Annotated in this window: 12 protein-coding genes; 2 read left to right on the top strand and 10 right to left on the bottom strand. The window is 67.3% G+C overall.

Annotated elements, in window-relative coordinates; translation table 11 throughout:
* Nucleotides 1-115: 115 nt before the first annotated feature.
* The 3 genes from ACFUJR_RS04250 to glmS all read right to left on the bottom strand — a co-directional run bounded on the left by ACFUJR_RS04250 (nucleotide 116) and on the right by glmS (nucleotide 3937).
* Nucleotides 116-1543 carry an NAD(P)H-hydrate dehydratase gene (locus ACFUJR_RS04250; RefSeq protein ID WP_383174016.1) on the bottom strand — a complete coding sequence of 476 codons (1428 nt, stop codon included), beginning with the start codon at nucleotides 1541-1543 and terminating at the stop codon, nucleotides 116-118.
* A gap of 173 nt (nucleotides 1544-1716) precedes the next feature.
* Nucleotides 1717-2085: a holo-ACP synthase gene (locus ACFUJR_RS04245; RefSeq protein WP_383176920.1), complete on the bottom strand. Its 369-nt coding sequence runs from the start codon at nucleotides 2083-2085 to the stop codon at nucleotides 1717-1719.
* Between the two features lie 4 nt (nucleotides 2086-2089).
* Nucleotides 2090-3937: a glutamine--fructose-6-phosphate transaminase (isomerizing) gene (glmS, locus tag ACFUJR_RS04240; protein WP_383176923.1), complete on the bottom strand. Its 1848-nt coding sequence runs from the start codon at nucleotides 3935-3937 to the stop codon at nucleotides 2090-2092.
* 294 nt (nucleotides 3938-4231) lie between these two features.
* Between glmS and ACFUJR_RS04235 the strand changes: the two genes are divergently transcribed.
* A complete protein-coding gene (locus ACFUJR_RS04235; protein WP_383176926.1) occupies nucleotides 4232-4828 on the top strand; it encodes a Uma2 family endonuclease in 597 nt (198 codons plus the stop codon).
* Nucleotides 4829-4900: 72 nt separating this feature from the next.
* On the opposite strand, the gene ACFUJR_RS04230 is transcribed toward ACFUJR_RS04235, so the two are convergent.
* The 3 genes from ACFUJR_RS04230 to ACFUJR_RS04220 form a co-directional block, all read right to left on the bottom strand.
* Nucleotides 4901-5662, bottom strand: coding sequence for a hypothetical protein (locus ACFUJR_RS04230; RefSeq protein ID WP_383176929.1), 762 nt, complete (start codon nucleotides 5660-5662; stop codon nucleotides 4901-4903).
* A 72-nt stretch (nucleotides 5663-5734) separates the two neighbouring features.
* The gene (locus tag ACFUJR_RS04225; RefSeq protein ID WP_383176950.1) at nucleotides 5735-5920 is read right to left on the bottom strand and encodes a DUF397 domain-containing protein; all 186 of its coding nucleotides are present in this window, start codon (nucleotides 5918-5920) and stop codon (nucleotides 5735-5737) included.
* Nucleotides 5921-5939: 19 nt separating this feature from the next.
* Nucleotides 5940-6791, bottom strand: coding sequence for a helix-turn-helix domain-containing protein (locus ACFUJR_RS04220; protein WP_383176932.1), 852 nt, complete (start codon nucleotides 6789-6791; stop codon nucleotides 5940-5942).
* Nucleotides 6792-6982: 191 nt separating this feature from the next.
* Here ACFUJR_RS04220 and ACFUJR_RS04215 point away from each other — a divergent pair, with 191 nt between their 5' ends.
* Nucleotides 6983-7456: an ATP-binding protein gene (locus ACFUJR_RS04215; protein WP_383176935.1), complete on the top strand. Its 474-nt coding sequence runs from the start codon at nucleotides 6983-6985 to the stop codon at nucleotides 7454-7456.
* A gap of 214 nt (nucleotides 7457-7670) precedes the next feature.
* Here the strand turns inward: ACFUJR_RS04215 and ACFUJR_RS04210 are convergent, their stop codons facing one another.
* The 4 genes from ACFUJR_RS04210 to ACFUJR_RS04195 form a co-directional block, all read right to left on the bottom strand.
* Nucleotides 7671-8192 carry a hypothetical protein gene (locus ACFUJR_RS04210; protein WP_383176938.1) on the bottom strand — a complete coding sequence of 174 codons (522 nt, stop codon included), beginning with the start codon at nucleotides 8190-8192 and terminating at the stop codon, nucleotides 7671-7673.
* Between the two features lie 965 nt (nucleotides 8193-9157).
* The gene (locus tag ACFUJR_RS04205) at nucleotides 9158-9400 is read right to left on the bottom strand and encodes a hypothetical protein (RefSeq protein ID WP_383176941.1); all 243 of its coding nucleotides are present in this window, start codon (nucleotides 9398-9400) and stop codon (nucleotides 9158-9160) included.
* A gap of 20 nt (nucleotides 9401-9420) precedes the next feature.
* Nucleotides 9421-10377: an IS481 family transposase gene (locus tag ACFUJR_RS04200; protein ID WP_383176944.1), complete on the bottom strand. Its 957-nt coding sequence runs from the start codon at nucleotides 10375-10377 to the stop codon at nucleotides 9421-9423.
* Between the two features lie 934 nt (nucleotides 10378-11311).
* Nucleotides 11312-17776 carry an RHS repeat-associated core domain-containing protein gene (locus tag ACFUJR_RS04195; protein ID WP_383176947.1) on the bottom strand — a complete coding sequence of 2155 codons (6465 nt, stop codon included), beginning with the start codon at nucleotides 17774-17776 and terminating at the stop codon, nucleotides 11312-11314.
* Between the last annotated feature and the right edge of the window lie 333 nt (nucleotides 17777-18109).

The following is an 18109-nucleotide window of genomic DNA, read 5'->3' as shown; positions in this document are numbered from 1 at the left end:
GTCACCACGTCCCGCCACGCGTCCGGCAGGCACCCTCACCCGTGCCGCCCCCCTACGACACCACGTCACCACGTCCCGCCACGCGTCCGGCAGGCACCCTCACGCGTGCCGCCCCCTACGACACCACGTCCCGCCACGCGTCCGGCAGGGCCGCGGCCACGTCGCCCGCTGCGATCGGGGCGCCGCCCGAGGCGCGGCGGGCCGCCAGGCCGTGGAGGTAGGCGGCCACCGAGGCCGCGTCCCGGGCGCGCAGGCCGGCCGCGAGCAGTGACCCGGCGAGCCCGGACAGCACGTCCCCGCTGCCCGCCGTCGCCAGCCACGACGTGCCCGTCGGGTTCACCCGTACCGGACCGGAGCCCTCCGCCACCAGTGTCGTCGACCCCTTCAGCAGCACCGTCGCGCCGAAGCGCCCCGCCAACTCCCGTACCGCCGCCAGCCGTTCCGCCTCCACCGAGTCCCGCGAGGCGCCCAGCAGCGCCGCCGCCTCCCCCGCGTGCGGGGTGAGCAGGGTGGGCGCCGTGCGCGCCTGTACCGCCTCCGCGTCCAGCTCGCGCAGTCCGTCCGCGTCCACCAGGACCGGCACGTCCGAGGCCAGGACGTCCGCGACCCCCGGCCCGTCGCCGAGACCCGGCCCGACGACCCACGCCTGCACCCGCCCCGCCTTCCCCGGCGGCCCCTCGTGCACCAGCGCCTCCGGGTGGCGGGCGATCACCGCGTCCCCCGCCGGCCCCACGTACCGCACCGCGCCCGCACCGCCCCGCAGGGCGCCCGTCACGGCGAGCACCGCGGCGCCCGGGTAGCGGGCGGAGCCCGCGACGACGCCCACCACACCCCGCCGGTACTTGTCGCTCTCCGCGCCCGGTACCGGCAACAGGCGGGCCACGTCCTCGTGTTGCAGCGCCTCGACGTCCGGCACGGACGGCAGGCGGTCCGCGAGGCCGATGTCCACGAGCCGCAGCGCCCCCGCGTACTCGCGCGCCGGGTCGATCAGCAGCCCCGGCTTGTACGCCCCGAACGTCACCGTCGCGTCCGCCCGCAGCGCCTCCCCCGTGACCTGCCCGGAGTCCGCGTCCACCCCGCTCGGCAGGTCGACGGCGACCACGACCGCGTCCGAGCCGCGCGCCGCCCTGGCGACCGGGACCGCGTCCGGCCGCAGGCCGCCCTGCCCGCCGATCCCGGTGATCCCGTCGAGGACGAGGTCGGCGACGGCGAGCGCCCCGAACGGGTCCTCCGCCACCCGCCCCCCGGCCGCGAGCAGGGCGGCAAGGCCGCTCTCGTGGGCCCGCGAGCCGAGCAGTACGGCCGTCACACCCGCCCCGCGCCGGGCGAGCCGCGCCCCCGCGTACAGGGCGTCGCCGCCGTTGTCCCCGCTGCCGACGAGCAGGACGACCCTCGCCCCGTAAACATGGCCCCGGCCGAGCAGCGAGAAGCAGGCGGCGGCCAGACCCGCCGCCGCCCGCTGCATGAGCGCCCCCTCCGGCAGCGTCGCCATCAGCTCGGCCTCGGCGGCCCGTACGGTCTCCACGCGGTAAGCGGTACGCATGCACCGCAGTCTGCCGCACCTCCCGAGCGCCCGCCCGGAGGCAGGGGTTGACGCCGTTCGATGCACGACTTAGGTTAGCCTCACCTAATCAACGACGACCGGGTGACGTGGACGCCCTCACAGACCCGCGCGCGACACCTCCCGCCGGCCCCGGGGCCCGTACCCGCAGCGCCCTACCCCTCCGCGATCACCACCGCCGACGCCACCCCCGCGTCATGGCTCAGCGAGACGTGCCAGTGGCGGACGCCCAGTTCCGCCGCCCGCGCCGCCACCGTGCCGCGTACGCGCAGCCGCGGCTGACCGCTGGGCTCCAGATAGACCTCCGCGTCCGTCCAGTGCAGGCCCGCGGGCGCGCCCAGGGCCTTGGCCACCGCCTCCTTGGCGGCGAAGCGGACGGCAAGGGACGCGGTGCCCCGGCGCTCGCCGCTCGGGAGCAGCAGCTCGCCGTCGACGAAGAGGCGCCGCAGCAGCCCCGGCGTCCGTTCGATCGACAGGGCGAAGCGGTCGATCTCCGCCACGTCGATCCCCACCCCGATGATCATTCGCTCACTCCACGGTCACAGATTTCGCCAGGTTCCGCGGCTGGTCCACCTCGTTGCCCCGTGCCGTCGCCAGTTCGCAGGCGAACACCTGCAGCGGCACGGTGGAGACCAGCGGCTGTAGCAGCGTAGGCGTTGCCGGGATGCGGATCAGATGATCGGCGTACGGTACGACGGTCTCGTCGCCCTCCTCCGCGATCACGATCGTCCGCGCCCCGCGGGCCCGGATCTCCTGGATGTTGGAGACGATCTTGTCGTGCAGGACGGAGCGCCCGCGGGGCGACGGCACGACCACCACCACCGGCAGGTCCTCCTCGATGAGCGCGATCGGGCCGTGCTTCAGCTCACCGGCGGCGAAGCCCTCCGCGTGCATGTACGCCAGCTCCTTCAGCTTCAGCGCACCCTCCAGGGCGACCGGGTAGCCGACGTGCCGGCCGAGGAAGAGGACGGTGTCCTTGTCGACGAGGGAACGGGCCAGGGCCCGTACCGGCTCCATCGTCTCCAGCACGCGCTCCACCTCGTCGGCGATCCGGGCGAGCTCACGCACGACGGCGTGGATCTCGTCGCCCCACTTCGTCCCGCGCACCTGCCCGAGGTAGAGCGCGAGCAGATAGCAGGCCACCAACTGCGTCAGGAAGGCCTTGGTGGACGCGACGGCGACTTCCGGACCCGCGTGGGTGTAGAGAACGGCGTCGGACTCGCGCGGGATGGTCGAGCCGTTGGTGTTGCAGACGGCAAGCACCTTGGCGCCCTGCTCACGCGCGTGCCGCAGCGCCATGAGCGTGTCCATCGTCTCGCCCGACTGCGAGATCGCGATGACGAGCGTCCGCTGGCCGAGGATCGGATCGCGGTAGCGGAACTCGCTGGCGAGTTCCACCTCGCAGGGGATCCTGGTCCAGTGCTCGATGGCGTACTTCGCGATCATGCCCGCGTGGAAGGCGGTGCCGCACGCGATGATCACGATCTTGTCGGCCTCGCGCAGGACCGCGTCGGGGATGCGCACCTCGTCGAGCCGGAGCCGGCCGTCGCCGTCGATCCGGCCGAGCAGGGTGTCGGCGACGGCCTTCGGCTGCTCGGCGATCTCCTTGAGCATGAAGTAGTCGTATCCGCCCTTCTCGGCGGCCGAGGCGTCCCAGTCCACGTGGTACGACCGGACGTCGGCGGGGGTGCCGGCGAAGTCGGTGACCTCGACGCCCTCGCGGGACAGCTTCACGACCTGGTCCTGGCCGAGCTCGATCGCGGCGCGAGTGTGTGCGATGAAGGCCGCGACGTCGGAGGCGAGGAAGTACTCCCCCTCGCCGACGCCCACCACGAGCGGCGAGTTGCGGCGCGCGCCGACGACCACGTCGGGCTCGTCCGCGTGCACGGCGACCAGAGTGAACGCCCCGTCGAGCCGCCGGCACACGAGCCGCATCGCCTCCGCCAGGTCGCCGCAGGAGGAGAACTCCTCGGCGAGGAGGTGGGCCACGACCTCGGTGTCCGTCTCGGACGCGAGGTCGTGGCCGCGCTCCTCCAGCTCCGCGCGCAGGGCGGCGAAGTTCTCGATGATCCCGTTGTGGACGACGGCCACGCGCCCCGCGTTGTCCAGATGCGGGTGCGCGTTGGCGTCGGTCGGCCCGCCGTGGGTGGCCCAGCGGGTGTGCCCGATCCCGGTGGAACCGCTCGGCAGCGGCCGGTCGACCAGCTCCTTGTCCAGGTTGACGAGCTTGCCCGCCTTCTTCGCCGCGGCCAGGCCCCCGTCGGAGAGCACCGCGACACCGGCCGAGTCGTAGCCCCGGTACTCGAGCCGCTTGAGGCCCGCGATCACCACATCAAGCGCCGACTGCCCGCCGACGTAACCCACGATTCCGCACATGTCGGCAGCCTACGACCGAACCCGCCCGGAGCCCCGGAGTCAGCCGAGCTTGGCCGCCTGCGCGTCGATGACGGCCTTCGGGAGCTCCGCGACCACCACGGGCGGTGGCAAGCAGCGCCAAGGGCAAGGCCGTGGCTGCGAAGGGGGAACTGCACCGGACGACGACGGCTCTCAAGTCCAAGCCCATCTTTGACAGGCAGATGTCACGCACGTTGTGCACGGGCCAACCAGCGACTGCACTCGCTGATCTAACATCCTTAATACGCTGGCCGGGGCCTACCGGGAGGACACCCCATGCCTGACCTCACCCCCGACGAGAAGCATCGCCTGCACGACTTGGCCGAACAGATCGCGGAGCTCGCCGAGCATCACGAAGGCCAGTGGAAGGTGCAGACGACAGACGGCGTGATCCTCGTGGCGATGATGAGCCCCACCGCCCCCCACGGACTCAACGTGGTGCGCTTGCGGCGCCAGATCGAGGCCCAGGCACCCGAGGTCATCGCGCTCAACGACACCAACATGCACGACCCGGTGAGCGGCCTGACCAAGATTCCGGACCTCATGGTCATCACGGAAGAAGACGCCGACCAAGCGGCCAAGGTCGTGCACGCACGCGACGTCCTCATGACCGTCGAAGTCGTCTCTCCGAGCAACTCCCTGGACGACATCCACAAGAAGCTGACGGACTACCCGAAGATGGGAATTCCGATCTACGTGGTCGTCGACCCCAGGGAGAAGCAGCAGACCGTCACCGTCCACTCCGAGCCCAAGGGCGGCCCGGACGGAACGAAGTACCGCCGTTCCGTCCCCTACGCCTTCGGCGACACCGTCACAGCCGGTGCCTGGACCCTCGACACCAGCACCCTCAAGAGCTACCCGGCCGACTGGTGACCCGTCGCACCGGGAGCCGGGGCCTCCCAGCGTCGCGGCAACGTATGGCCGAAGGCCCTGGGACCTCAGGAGTCAGCTGAGCTTGGCCGCCTGCGCGTCGATGACGGTCTTCGGGAGCTCCTTGACCGTGCCCCCGAGGCTGATGACGGAGAACGACGCCAGCGTGTTGCCCTTGCGGAAGGCCACCAGCTTGCTCGTCCACGCGTCGCCGTCCACGTCGGTGGTGACGGTGAAGGCGAGCGCCTCCTCGCCGGCGGTCACGGTCTCCGGGGCGACCTTGGTGATCTTCGTCTTCTCGCCGCCGCCGACGAGCGTGAAGCCGCCCGCGCACTCCGTGCCCGCCGTCTTCAGCGAGGCCAGCGCCTCCTGGGCGCCGCCGCCGTCGTACGAGCCGAGCGTCACGGATGTCACCGGCGCGCTGAGCATGCCCAGGGCGTCCTCGGGCGAGGCCGTCGCCCCCTCCGTCTTCGGCATCTCGATGGCCTTGCGCTGCACACTGGCGCCGGGGGTGCCGGTCGCGATGAAGGACATCGCCTCGGCGAGCGGCTTGCAGGCGGGCTTGTCCGCGCTGACGTCACCGGCCTTCACGACGTCGGCGGGCTCGGCCTTCTGCACCTGGTGGCCCGTGAGGTCGGCCTGCTCGACGATCAGCTTCTCCAGCTCGGCGGCCGACAGCGCCTTCGCGTCGGGCGCGGCGGAGGCGGAGGCGGAGCCCTTGGGCGCGTCCTTCCCCTTGTCCTCGCCCTCCCCACCCCCGCCACAGGCGGCGACACCGAACGCGAGCGAAACGGCGGAGACGGCGACGGCGGTACGGCGAAGGGCGGTGGCTCTCATGTCCAACTCTCTGCTGAAGAAGGGCGATTCCGTGCGCACCCTATGTGAGCGCCGCCCGCCACCGACACCGGATTACCAACCGGTACGCGATCGCGACTTCACCCCACCCACGAACGCCCGCAGAGCCCCGGGACTCACGGCGACGACGACGTCGGGCACCTTGCTGTCGCGAAGCCGCACGGTCCCGTCGGGCGCGAGGGCGACGCAGACGCAGTTGGAGCCGTCGGGACTGTAGGAGGACTTCCTCCACTGATACATGGGCACTTCGCGCCCCTCCTCACATCTCGCGGGCGAGCCGGTGAACGAACTCTCGCGACTCGGCCGGCTTCAGGGCCGAAGCCTCCAAGCGGTCGAGCACGGTCCTGAACTTGATCAATTGAGCCTCGGCATCAAGGAACTCGCAGCCGAAATGGGTGTCGACCTGGACAGTGTCCAGCTTGGGCACCGCACCCGAGACATAGTCGACTGGCTGCCCCGTGCCGGGAAAGGCGCCGCCGCCGAAGGGCATCACCCGCACCGTGATGTTGTCCTTCTCGCTCATCTCGACGATGTGATCCAGCTGCGCGCGGGCGACATCCGGCCCCCCGAAGGCCATACGCAGCGCGGCCTCATGGATCAGCGCCGTGTACCGAATGGGCTGAGCGCCGTGCAGGATCTCCTGGCGCTTGATGCGGTGGGACAGCCGGTGCTCCACCTCATAAGGCAGCAGTGGCGGAGCCACCTCCCGGAAGAGCGCCCGGGCATGGTCCGTGGTCTGCAACAACGCGGGAATGTGGATCACCAGGGCAACCCGTAGCTCCCTGGCGTGATGCTCCAGCTCGGCCAAGTCCACGAGAGCGGCCGGAAGATACTCGCGGTACTCCTCCCACCAGCCTCGGGTCCGTCCCCCGGTCATCGCGCAGAGCGCCTCGATCAATGCCTCGTCCGCACAGTCGTACGCCCTGGCGAAGGTACGTACGCGCTCTGCGCTCACCGGGTAGCGGCCCGACTCGATGCTGCTGACTCTGGCCTGACTGATTCCAAGGACTCCTGCCGCGCCTGTCGAAGTCAGGCCCGAGCCCTCGCGGAGCTTCCGCAGCTCGATACCGAGTCGCTGCTGACGCAGGGTGGGGCTGGCGCTAGGGGGCAAGGCTCTCCGATCTCCATACGTCCGTACGGGAAGGTCACCCACACGAAGTCACTTTGGGTAGTTCCCCGCGAATCAGTAGCAGGTATTCCACCGGCGCTCTACGGTGTGAGCCACGCCACCCGGAAGCGCACCGCACCACACGGCAATGCCACCGGAGGCGATCCAACTACACCTCTCCGCAGGAGACTTCCATGCCCACCGTATCGCCGCCCGCCTCCTGGTCCTACGCCCTCCACCTCCCCCACGACCGCCACGCCCCGCGCGTCGCCCGCATGACCCTGCGCGCCGCGCTGGCCGGCCACGGCATGACCGACCGCGTCGACGCGGCCGAACTCCTCACCTCGGAGCTGGTCACCAACGCCTACCGCCACTCCCACGGTCCGTCGGCCCTCCGCCTCCGCCACACGGAGGGCGACCGGCTCCGCATCAGCGTCTGGGACACGAACCCGCACATCCCGGCCCCGTTCAACCGCCGCCACCTGACCCTGACACCGCCCCCCGACGTCGCCACCGGCCGCGGCCTCTTCCTGGTCCAGCACTACGCGGACAACTGGGGCGGCTACCCGCTGGGCGACGACCTCTTCGGCCGCGGCGGCAAACTCCTCTGGTGCGAACTCGCACCCCCACCACACCTCACTGAGCGCGTTGGCCCCGCCGACACATAGCACGTGTGCTACGCGCCCCCTCCCCGCCTGCGCTTCCACAGTTCACCGGCGGTTTCGTGCTCCGCCAACGTTCGCGGCTGCGCCCTGGCGTCCGTGGTTGTTGCCGCTCCGTCAAGCACTGCCGTCACCCACGCAGAAGCCCCGCCAGGACACACCTGACGGGGCTTCACGTTTGCTATTGCCACTCAGGGGAGGCGGTGGACGGCTGGCGAGTTCACGCCAGGGAGTCCGCCTCCGCATTATTCTCGGCGATCATCCCACGAAAGAAATCGGAGAAGGTTCGGTACCTTTCGATTTCCCCGCCCGCAAGCCAGATGACAGGGGCCGGTCGCTTCAAATCGCTCGCACACGGCATGACGAGGACGTCGATGTCTGTCCGTGACGCCCCGATGGGAATCAGGCGGGTGAAGCCTTCTCCACGCTCGATCTCCACCTCATCCTCGATCACACGCACCAATTCCTCAGCTTCGGCGTAAGCGTCGGTATCGAAGTCCGCCGTCCCGAACAGGTCAATGTCCTGCAAAATGGCCGACCAGCCATCCGCATGCAGGAGGAAATCGGCGTATTCAGGGTCCACCGAACAGTGCGTCACCGTGGCGATCCCCGCGATCCGACCCGGTACGGCGGGAGGTCGACGTTGCCCGTGACGCCATAGCCCGTCTCGGTCGCTCACCGCCAACCTGCGCTTAGCCGTTTCCATTTCCGCAAAGAGCGCCGACCAATCAGACACCGCCACCCCTGTTATCCATGAGTACGAAGCTCCTAGCTAAACCGACTGGTCTGATCAACCCACAGTTGCGCTGCACCCTCCACCCAATTCGCATTTCTCTGGCGGAGGCTTGCGCCAAGTGCAGCAGCACTAGGTTCGGGCGAATCCGGTATCCAGTTACCCCTGGCTATTGAGCGGAATTGGGTGATCTGACGTCCTGGTAGCAGGAAAGGTGCCCTAGCCTACAAGGATGCGATTGTCTAGGTCGTATCCGGTGATGGAGTCAGGACACCTTTCTGGTGCGCGAGCATGCAGGTTGGCAACGTGGTCTGGTCGTGCGGGCCGATGGGCGGGGACTGATCGGGCATGCCGGGGCGGTGCTGTTACGGCAGCTCGCCGACCGGGTTGGGCTGACTGGCGAGCCGCGGTGCTGCCCACCGGGGCCGACGCCGGCTGGCGCGACCGCGCTGCCGTGCATCGCCACCAATGTAGCGACCAAGGGTAACGACCGGGACTGCTGCAGCGTTGGGTGGCACCTGACCTGGCTTGCCCAAGGATGACCCCCTGTTCTCATGAGATAGGTGTAATAGAAGCTGGGCTCGATAGCGTACGCCGCATCTCAAACAGGCACCCCTGGGGTCATCCCGTAAGCGCTGCATTATCTGTTATGTGCATACCTTCCGGGCGGAGGGTATCTAGTCTGGCGTTGCAGGCATATTCCCAGCGGCCTCGCGTGGAAGGGCGCTGCGGTCGTCGGGCTTGCGATTCACCCGACGACCACGGATTGGCGCCTGAAGTGGAAGCGTCGAAGACGTCAACAACGGCCGCTGAAGCGCGATTCACTGCCCGGGGGCGAGTGGCGCCCCTCAGGTGTGCGCTTTATTGACCCGAAACTCTTGCGGTTCCTGCCTGTAGGGCTGTGACCAGCGGCGATGTCTGACTGGACCAGCTGCCCAAGAGTTTCGGATCAAATAGTGCCATCGCGACCTCCTTCAACCATGCCCATACCTCGGAAGTTCATCTTCGTAGTCGCAGGCCGCCACCGCCCGATAGCCCCTATTCCACAACGTCTCCAAAATAGTTCCAACGGCCTCCACGACCTGACCCAGCGTCGCCTCGGCAATCGCCTCGCATTCAACCACGGTTCCCCACTGAACAAAATCGTCCGAATTTCCCGCCATGGCCTGATAGTCATTTCGGGCGACCGTAATGCCCAGAGAAGAGAATCGAGTCATAGCAGGCGCTTCCGCGATACCTAGATGTATTGACCCGCAGCGTTGTTGACGCGACTGATGGGCGGGTGTCCGTCGAGTGCGGTGTGGCAGCGGTGGTGGTTGTAGGTGTGGAGGAAGTCTGCCAGGGCTTCGGTCCGTTCGTCGTTTGAGGTGTAGGGCCGTAGGTAGGCCCATTCGTCGAGCAGGGTGCGGTTGAAGCGTTCGACCTTGCCGTTGGTCTGGGGCCGGTAGGCCCGGGTGAGCTTGCCGGTCGCGCCGAGGTCGGCCAGGACGTTCTTCCAGGCCAGGCCCTTGCGGTAGGCCCAGGCGTTGTCGGTCAGGACCCGTTCGATGCGGGTGATGCCCTGGGAGTGGAAGACCGCGGCCGCGCGGGCGAGGAAGCCCGCGCAGGTCGCGACCTTCTCGTCGCGGTGGATCTCGCTGTAGGCGAGGCGGGTGTGGTCGTCGACGGCGGAGTGGACGTAGTCGAAGCCCATGCCGTTGCGGGTGGCCCGGCCGGCCTGGCGGCCCAGAACCTTGTGGCCGCCGCCGTCGGGAATCCGCCCGAGCTTCTTCACGTCGACGTGGATGAGTTCGCCGGGGCGGTCGCGTTCGTAGCGGCGGATGACGACGCCGGTCGGGCGGTCCAGCCATGCCAGGCGGTTGAGTCGGTGGCGGGTGAGGACGCGGTGGACGGTGGAGGCGGGCAGGCCCAGGATCGGGCCGATCCGGGCGGGTCCCAGCTTGCGGTCCGTCCGCAGGCGGCAGACCTGGGCCTCGATGTCGGACGCGGTCCGGTGCGGTGTCGTGCGGGGACGGCTGGACCGGTCGTGCAGCCCCGGCTCACCCTCGGTCCGCCAACGCCGGATCCACTTGTGAGCCGTTGCCCAGGATATGCCCATCTCGGCCGCCACATGCGCGACCGGACGGCCGGAACAGACACGGTCGACGAGTAGCCGCCTGCCATGAACGGTCAGCCGGGCATTACGGTGGGACACGAAGACCTCCGTTGTGCGGTGTGGAGCCTAGACACCTCCACCACACCGGAGGTCTTCGCCATGTTCAAGACCAGACCAGTGTCAACAACGCTCGTGATCAATACACCTAGAGCGCGCACAAGCAGCCCGAAAATTGATTCTGGAGACTCTGCGTCGACATAGACGTTGCAATCCTTATCGACTTCGGGATCACTGGCCGATTCCAATGAATGGCCCATTGTCGAACTCCCCTCCGATCCGAATGATCGAAACATCGACATGGCGTACGTCGTTACCCAGAATTTGCTGCACCTGAGTCCTAATTCTACTCAATTTCGACCTCGCATCTCCGGCGGTAATCTTACCGGTCGCGATTGCAGAACTCCTCGTCCGCGCCTGCGCCGAACCCGGCTTCACATTTGACCCCGAATCGCAGTTGACGCGCTCGCCCTCCTTGCGGAGTTCGGCGGTGATCCTGGGCTCCGGGCGTGCGGTCCGGTTCTGCTTTGTGGCCCCGTTCGAACGAAAGACCGGTTGGCCTACTGAGGCACCCATGACGCCAATCGCCGCCCACGCAAAGCGCTCGGCTGGGTCCCCAGCCGAGCGCTTAATAAACCGATCGACCGGATCGACCGACAGTTGTGCAGCGGGTATCCGGGTCCGGGGTGAACCCGAACCCGGATACCTCAAACTTAGTTGACTACCGTGAACTCCGGAACCCCTTCGAGTCCATTCGGGTCATTGAAGGCTCGGAACTCTCCAGCTGGCGTTGCGCCTGCTCTCGACACGTTGATTCCGTGAAGACAGCTTTCGCACCAGAAGAGCGCGTAACCGATCTTCTCTATTTCGTCGCCAATATAACGCAGGCGTAGGCTGTTCGACCCGCACCGGGGACACTTGCTGGGTTCGCCATCAATGTAACGCCCTAGGGTAACGACCCATTGACTTCTTTTACTCAAGACTGACCCCCTGTCCTCATGAGGTAGGTGTAGTAGAAGCTCGGTTCGATAGCATACGCCGTATCTTCGGTCAGGCGGCCTTGCTGGGTGGTCATCGATGGTCCGTGCAGTTGAAGCTGCATCACGTGGGTGCGTTCATGCCCGATTGTCTTGACCATCGTCTCGGCATTCGTAAAGGCGTCGGGATAGAACGTCATGCGCCTCGTTATCGTGTTCGTGTGTCCGAACATTTGCCTGCCTATGAGGTCGGGGTTTCGATCTATTCCCCACTTCGTCCCCGCCAGAGAGATATCCGCAGCCTTCGCGTATTGCTTTACGGATTTCCTGTTCATTGGGATCGTCAATGCCGAAAATTCGCCGACGTTCCCTCCCCTTCTGAACAGAAGGGAGGTGAAGGTCTTGCCAGCAGCGACCTCGGGAGCTACAGGACCCAAGGGTCCTACGGCGACTATTCCGCCCTGCCCGACTCCCATTTCGAAGGCGGCCGAACTCAGGTCCGCGCCGTTATCGGCGAACTCTTTTGCAGTAGCGTCGCCAGCACACTCAACTTCCCCGAACAGCTTGAAGACGTTGCAGCCGAAGGTGAGCCCCTCTACGATGCCCGTGACAATTCCTGCGGCGTAGTCAAAATCGTTTCCCCGGGGCTGGTTGACCCACGTGGTCGTGCACTTGACACGGTTACAGGTCAACTTATTGTGACCGCCCTGATCTCCTCCGCTGCCGCTGGCGGTCCCGTCGTTCTTGCCCTTGTCGCCACCACCCGGATCCCCAGCCGACGGCTTGCCACAGGCTTCGGGGAGATACTGGCAGTCGCGCTTCGGGTCAGCTGGTCCGTCGTCAGTCCGAAGGCCGGTTGCATCGGCGGTAGTGACAGGGTTGTTGTTCGCGTAGCTGTAACCGTTCAGCGACTGGTGCTGGTCAAGGCTGAGGATCGGGTCGACGCTGATGAATTGACCGAGGTTCGGGTCGTATTCGCGGGCGCCGATGTGGGTGAGGCCGGTTCCGGTGTCGGTGGGCTTGCCCAGGAAGGTCTTGTCGTCGGGCCAGGTGCCGGCGGTAGTTCCGCGGGCGGCGCCGAAGGGGGTGGTGTAGCGCTTGGTCAGGGTCTGGGCAGTGTCTCCGGTGATGGAGAGGTTGCCGGTGTTGTGGTGGTCGGCGGCGAGGAAGTGGAGCTTCTCGGTGCCGGTTTCGTTGGTGCGGAGTGCGATGGTGGCGCCGGCCGCCGCGTAGTAGCGGTTGGCCCACTTGCTGGTGCCCTTGAGGTGGACTTCGGTGGCGCCCAGGTAGAGGACGGTCTCACCACTGGTACCGGAGGCGCGGCGGATGAGGAGTTGTCCGTCGGCGTCGTAGAGGTAGTCCGTTGCGGTGGCGCCTTCGGTGAGCTTGGTGAGCTTGCCTTCGGCAGACCAAGCAAGGGACTGAGTGGTCGTGCTGCCCGGCGTCTCGACGCGGGCGGTGGTGTTGCCCGTGTCGTCGTACGTGTACCGGGTGGTCTCGTCGGTGCAGTTGCCGTCGGTCGTGGTGGCCTTCAGCGCGTGCGTGCGAGTGGTGTCGTAGCAGTAGGTGCGGGTAACCGGAGTGGCGGAGTTCTGCTTCTCAGTGGCCCGCTGGCCTGCCGCGTTGTAGGTGTAGGACGTCCAGTAGGGGGCGGCTCCGCCGAGATTGGCCACGGTGCGCCCCTGGGCGGCACAGTCCGCGGTCTTCGGTGTCCAGGCTTCGGTCACACGGCGCTGGCCGTCGTAGGTGAAGCACTGGAAGTCGGCGCCGTTGCCGGTGTTCGCGTGGTCGAAGATCGACGTGACGTTGCCGCTGGGGTCGTAGGTGTAGTCGGTGTCGCGCACCGCCCCACGGGTCTGGTCGTCGACGTCCGCACCGGTCAGGCGACCGGTGCCCTCCTCGTAGAAGTTGCTGAGGAAGACCTTCTTGTTACCGCCGGCGGTGGAAGTTCCCAGGGTGAGTTGCTGTACCTGACCCAGGTCGGTGTAGGAGGCGCCCAGCAGGTAGCCGGATGCGCCGGAGAGGCCGATGGGCAGGCTGAGGCTGTTGTAGGCGGTGCTGACGACTTCCTGGGGGAGACCGCCGGCCGCCGGTTCGGTGACACTGTTGACCGTCCCGTCGAGACGGTAGGAGACCTTCGCGGTGGTGGTGGCGGTGACCGCTCCCGAGGTGACCAGCGGGTCGTCGGCAGGGAGTGTCAGGGTGGTGGAGGTCGGGCGGCTCATGGAGTCATAGGCCGTGACCGTCTTGGTGTAGGCCTTGCTGGCGGTCTGGCCTTTGCCTCCGGTGTAGCGGATGGAGGCGTCGGGAAGGCCCCTGAGGAGCGAGTCGTACGTCCACTCCGCGAGGAGGTTGGCGTCGCTCTTGCTGTTCTGCCACAGACCGGTCTTGCGGCCGATCTCGTCGTATCCATGGACCAGGATCCGGTCTTCGGCGTCCTTGGTCGTCTGGATCTGGTCGAGGTCGGTGTAGGAGCTGGAGGCAGTGCCCTTGTCAGGGTCGGTTGCGGTGTCCTGCCGTCCGTAGAGGTCGTACGTGTACGACCACTTCGCGCCGTCCGGGCCGGTCACCTGCTTCTGCTTGCCGTCCCGGAAATAGCCGTAGCTGACGGACGTGTACGTGGCGCCGAGCCCGCCACCGTAGGCGACATCGTCCGGCTGGGTGCCCGCGTAGGTGCGGGTCTCGGTGGTGCGGCCCAGGGCGTCGGAAATCGTGCGGGTGGCGTTACCGCCCTGCTGAGCCGTGGTGGCCACGGAGTCACCGGTGTAGGAGGTGACGACCGGGGCGAACTTCTGAACGCCCTTGACCAGGAGCGTGGACTTCACCTGCCGGCCGACGCCGTCGAACTCCACATTGACCTGCTTGGGCGCGCCACCGTACTCGGCACGGGTCCAGGCGCTGCTGGGCGCGCTGGTGGAGTCGAAAATGTCGGCGTAGGTCTCGTAGGCCAGCCCGCGGTCGTTGTACCGGGTGTCGGTCAGGATGCGGCCGCCGTTGGGGGCCGGGGACTGGGACTGGAGAGGGCGGAGCAGGGAGTCCACCAGGCTGTAGCTGGTGGTGTAGGTCTGGCCGTCCGGCTTGAGGGTGGACACGGAGGTCCAGGAGGGAAGGTTGGTCTGGTTGATGCCGTAGTCGAAGGTGGCGGTGGCGGTGTCACCGCCGGACTTGGAGCGGTTGGGTGCCCAGGTCGCCGTGATGCGGCCCAGCGCGTCGTAGGTGTGCTCGGTCCGCTTGAGGTTGGCGTCCAGGGTGCGGGTTACGGAGCCGCGCGCGGGATCGTAGTACGTGTAAGCCTTGTGGGCTTGACCGTTGGTGAGCGTCGGCTTGGTGACAATCGTGGAGGTGAGCGGACCTGCCGTCGCCGGGTAGTAGGCCGTGGTGGTGACCTTGCCGTTGGCGTCCGTCACCGTGAGGGGACGGCCCAGCTTGGCGGTCGCTCCGTCGTACGTGACCTTGGTCAGCGTCTGCCAGCTGGTGGGATCGCGGTCGGCGGTGCTGCCGGCGACGGCGGCCGGGTACCCCTTGGCACGGCCGGTCCAGGTGGGAAGGCCCAGTGTCGGGGTCTGGTCGGCGGTCCAGCCGGTGGCGCCGGTGTTGTCGTAGACAGTGGCGGTGTCGGACAGGACGTCACCGCGCTGGTCCGGGGCCTCGGTGCTCGTGTACTTGTGGGTGATGCCGGTGGGCATCTTCAGCTGGTCGTCGGTGAGCGCACAGGCCTGACCCACGGTGCGGGTGCGAGAGACCAGTCCGGTCAGGCCCTTGGCGTCGTTTCGGGCGTACCAGATGCGTGTGCATGTCTCATCGCCGACAGGTGACAACTCACCGCGGTTCTCCGTGTGGATGGTCATGCCGTAGTTGTCGTACGTGTAGCTGAAAGCCGAGGTGCGCCACTTCTTTGTAGCCGTGAGATACGTATGGGTGTAGGCCCTTGAGGTGCGGACCATGTACGCCTTGATGTTGGCGTACGACTTCTGCTGGCTGGCTGTCTGCCGGTACCAGATGCTGTTGAACTTGTTGCTGACGGCGATGGCACCGTCGTAGGTGATCTGTTGGCGCAGCCGGCCTGCGTACTGCTCACGGTCGTAGCTGTCGGAAAGGTTCAGCTCGCCCCCGGCGCTGCCGGGGACGTTGTCCAGGTCGATGCTCGTGAGGGTGACGCTGCGGGTCAGCGGGTTGCCGTTGGCGTCCTTCGCCTTGAGCCGGTCGCCGTGCATGCCCTGCATGTACAGGCTGACGGTCTTGGCACGGGTGGCTCCGACCGATCCGGTGTAGGCGGTCACCTGCCGGTAGCCGCGCCAGGAGGACCAGGTGCGTTCCTTCTCCTTGGTGAAGGGGTCGTCGTTGTAGTGCCAGGCCGGGCCCTCGTAGGTGTAGGCGTGTTCCACGCTGGGGTTGCGTCCGGCGGGGTCAGCGGTGTTGACCGCGATCACTCGGTACTTGTGGAACCAGTCCAGCTGGGGCTCGCCGCCGTTGACGGGCCAGTACACCGGGTAGCAGGAGAGATTGTTGTCGTCCTCGGCCGCGGGCATCTTGGTGCCTCGCACGCACTCGGGCTCGGAGAAGGCGACGGTGGTGATCGCTCCGGTCTCCGAGGTGAGGGTGGAGATACGCGGGCGCGTCAGGGGTACGACATCGTCTGCGGCTCCGTCGACGCGGTTCGCGCGCTGCTGGTAGGTGAAGCCGATGGTCGGCAGGCCGATGGCCGTACCGTTCTTACCGGTCCGCTTCAGCCCGGTGAGGGTCCATACCTGGTCGGAGCTGTTGCCGATGTCCTGACCGTCGAAGATCTCCTGCGTCAGGGTGTAGGAGTCGACCGGTTTGTAGGCATCGGGCTCGGCAGTGGTGGACCAGACGTGGGTGTGGATGGCCGACAGCAGCTTCCGGGTGAAGAACGCCGGGCCGGTGGCCATGCAATCCGTTTCCGTCGACGTGCAGATCGAGTCGAAGGGAACGTCGGGCCAGTTGTCCGCGGTGTCTTCGGTCAACGTGCCGCAGCCGTTGCCACTGTCCTTGCAGCGCTCTTTGTAGTCGAAGGTCACCTTGCCGGAGGCGATCCCGGTGAACAGGGTGTTGGAGCGCTGCCCGTAGCGGATCTCGTTCAGGTAGCCGCCGCGGGTGTACGACTCGAGTGCGGTCTTGTCGCCGTTCTTGGCGTAGTGGTTGGAGTCAGCCGTGTACCAGTAGGTGGAGGCGCTGCCGTGGACGTCCTCGACCAGGTCGAGGTTCCAGCGCCATGCCTGCTTCTTGGCGCGGCCTGAGAACGAAGTGCCGGCGGAGTAGCCGGGTTCCCCGGCGTCGTCGCCGAAGACCGGAACCGCCCAAACCGAGTTGGTGCGCTCGCTGCCCGCACCGTCGAGCTTGTTCAGGCCGAAGGTGTACGTGGTGCCGTCACCCGTGACCACCTTCCAGTACTCACCGACACCGTCGACGGAGGCATCTCCCTCGTCGCCGTTGTCGGCACCAGTGGCGTGAATGACCTTGGAGGCGTCGTCGTCCTTGAGCCGCCACTGGCCGCTCGTGTCGTCCTTGACCAGCTCCGTGGCCTTGCCGTTCAGGACGAGGGAGGCGTTCTCGTACTTCCAGCACTGGTCGTTCTTGTCGGTCTGGCCGTCGTCGTCGCACGAGCCGTACTTACGCTCGATGTACGAGGACGTCAGGCCGAAGCCCTCGCCGACAACCGAGCCCTGGTTGTTGGTGTTCGCGGTGCGCCCGTCGATGCTGCCCGAGTCGTAGGACAGCGCCAGAGACGGCACCGGACCGGCCACCGCAGGCGGAACCGAGATCGGATACGACCAGGTGAACGAGCCCGACGAACCGCCGGCCTCCCACGACGAGGAGCCGGACAGCGGGGTGGCCTTGTAGTCGCCCGCGCCCTTGTCCGAGCCGCCCGACGAGGTCGCGGCCAGGGCAAGGACCCGCGGAGCGGAGTCGACCGCGTCCAGGCGGCCGGTGACGGTCTGCTCCCCGACATCGTTCTGAGACGGGACCGGCGTGGTCTCACGACACTCGGCCTTGCCCGGTGTCGTCAGCGCGCAAGCAGGCAGAGACACCAGCCCGAGGCGGGTGGCCCAGGCACCGCCGATCGCGGAGCCGAAGGAGCTGTAGTCGATCTGCACCTCGGCCGCACCCGGCCTCTGGGCTGCCACGGAGAACAGCACGCCGGTGACGCCGGCTGCACGCGTCGCCTTCTGGTCGAGCACCTTCACCGTGGACATGCCGGACGCCGGGCGCTGCACCAGCCGGGCCGGCCCAGCGCCCTCGGCGCCGCGCACCTCCACCAGCGTGCCGCTCGCGGGAGCGGATGAGGCATCCAGCCGGTCGGTGAGTGTCTGTGCCTTCGGCCAAGTGCTGCGTGCGCGTTCGCGTTCGGCAGCGGCGGCCAGCGCGCGGTTGGCTGCTCGCTCCCGGCTGACCTTGGCGCGTTCCTTCTGGGCTCCTGGCTCCGTGACCTCGTACACCTTCACGGGTGCGGACCGCGGAACCTCGGGACGTCCCGGGAACTCAGCGGCTTGCGCCAAGGGCACCAGCGGCGTGGGTATCGACAATGCGAAAGCGAGCGTGCCGATTACGGCACCTTGGCGTCTGCGTAGACGCACACGTCTGGACACGACGGAAATACTCCTTGTGATCATTCGATCGAGCGGATGGGAGACGCGGAAGTGTGTGCCCGGAGTGGGGCAGCGCCGGGCGAGCCGAAGAAGAGTCCCCGCTCCTGCCCCCCAAGGCGGTAAAAAACGGCCCTTTGTGTATCCCCCCTCCCCAAACAGTCTTCCCCTTGTGCGTGTTTTCCGTAAGCC

The organism is Streptomyces sp. NPDC057271, assembly GCF_042668715.1.
GTDB lineage: Bacteria > Actinomycetota > Actinomycetes > Streptomycetales > Streptomycetaceae > Streptomyces.
Note: the sequence above shows the minus strand (reverse complement) of the source record. Positions and strands in the feature narration are given on the sequence as shown.

Bases quoted from the DNA above. Each gene is read 5' to 3' on its own strand.
- ACFUJR_RS04250 (WP_383174016.1), bottom strand. From the start codon at position 1,543: ATGCGTACCGCTTACCGCGTGGAGACCGTACGGGCCGCCGAGGCCGAG.
- ACFUJR_RS04245 (WP_383176920.1), bottom strand. From the start codon at position 2,085: ATGATCATCGGGGTGGGGATCGACGTGGCGGAGATCGACCGCTTCGCC.
- glmS (WP_383176923.1), bottom strand. From the start codon at position 3,937: ATGTGCGGAATCGTGGGTTACGTCGGCGGGCAGTCGGCGCTTGATGTG.
- ACFUJR_RS04235 (WP_383176926.1), top strand. From the start codon at position 4,232: ATGCCTGACCTCACCCCCGACGAGAAGCATCGCCTGCACGACTTGGCC.
- ACFUJR_RS04230 (WP_383176929.1), bottom strand. From the start codon at position 5,662: ATGAGAGCCACCGCCCTTCGCCGTACCGCCGTCGCCGTCTCCGCCGTT.
- ACFUJR_RS04225 (WP_383176950.1), bottom strand. From the start codon at position 5,920: ATGTATCAGTGGAGGAAGTCCTCCTACAGTCCCGACGGCTCCAACTGC.
- ACFUJR_RS04215 (WP_383176935.1), top strand. From the start codon at position 6,983: ATGCCCACCGTATCGCCGCCCGCCTCCTGGTCCTACGCCCTCCACCTC.
- ACFUJR_RS04205 (WP_383176941.1), bottom strand. From the start codon at position 9,400: ATGACTCGATTCTCTTCTCTGGGCATTACGGTCGCCCGAAATGACTAT.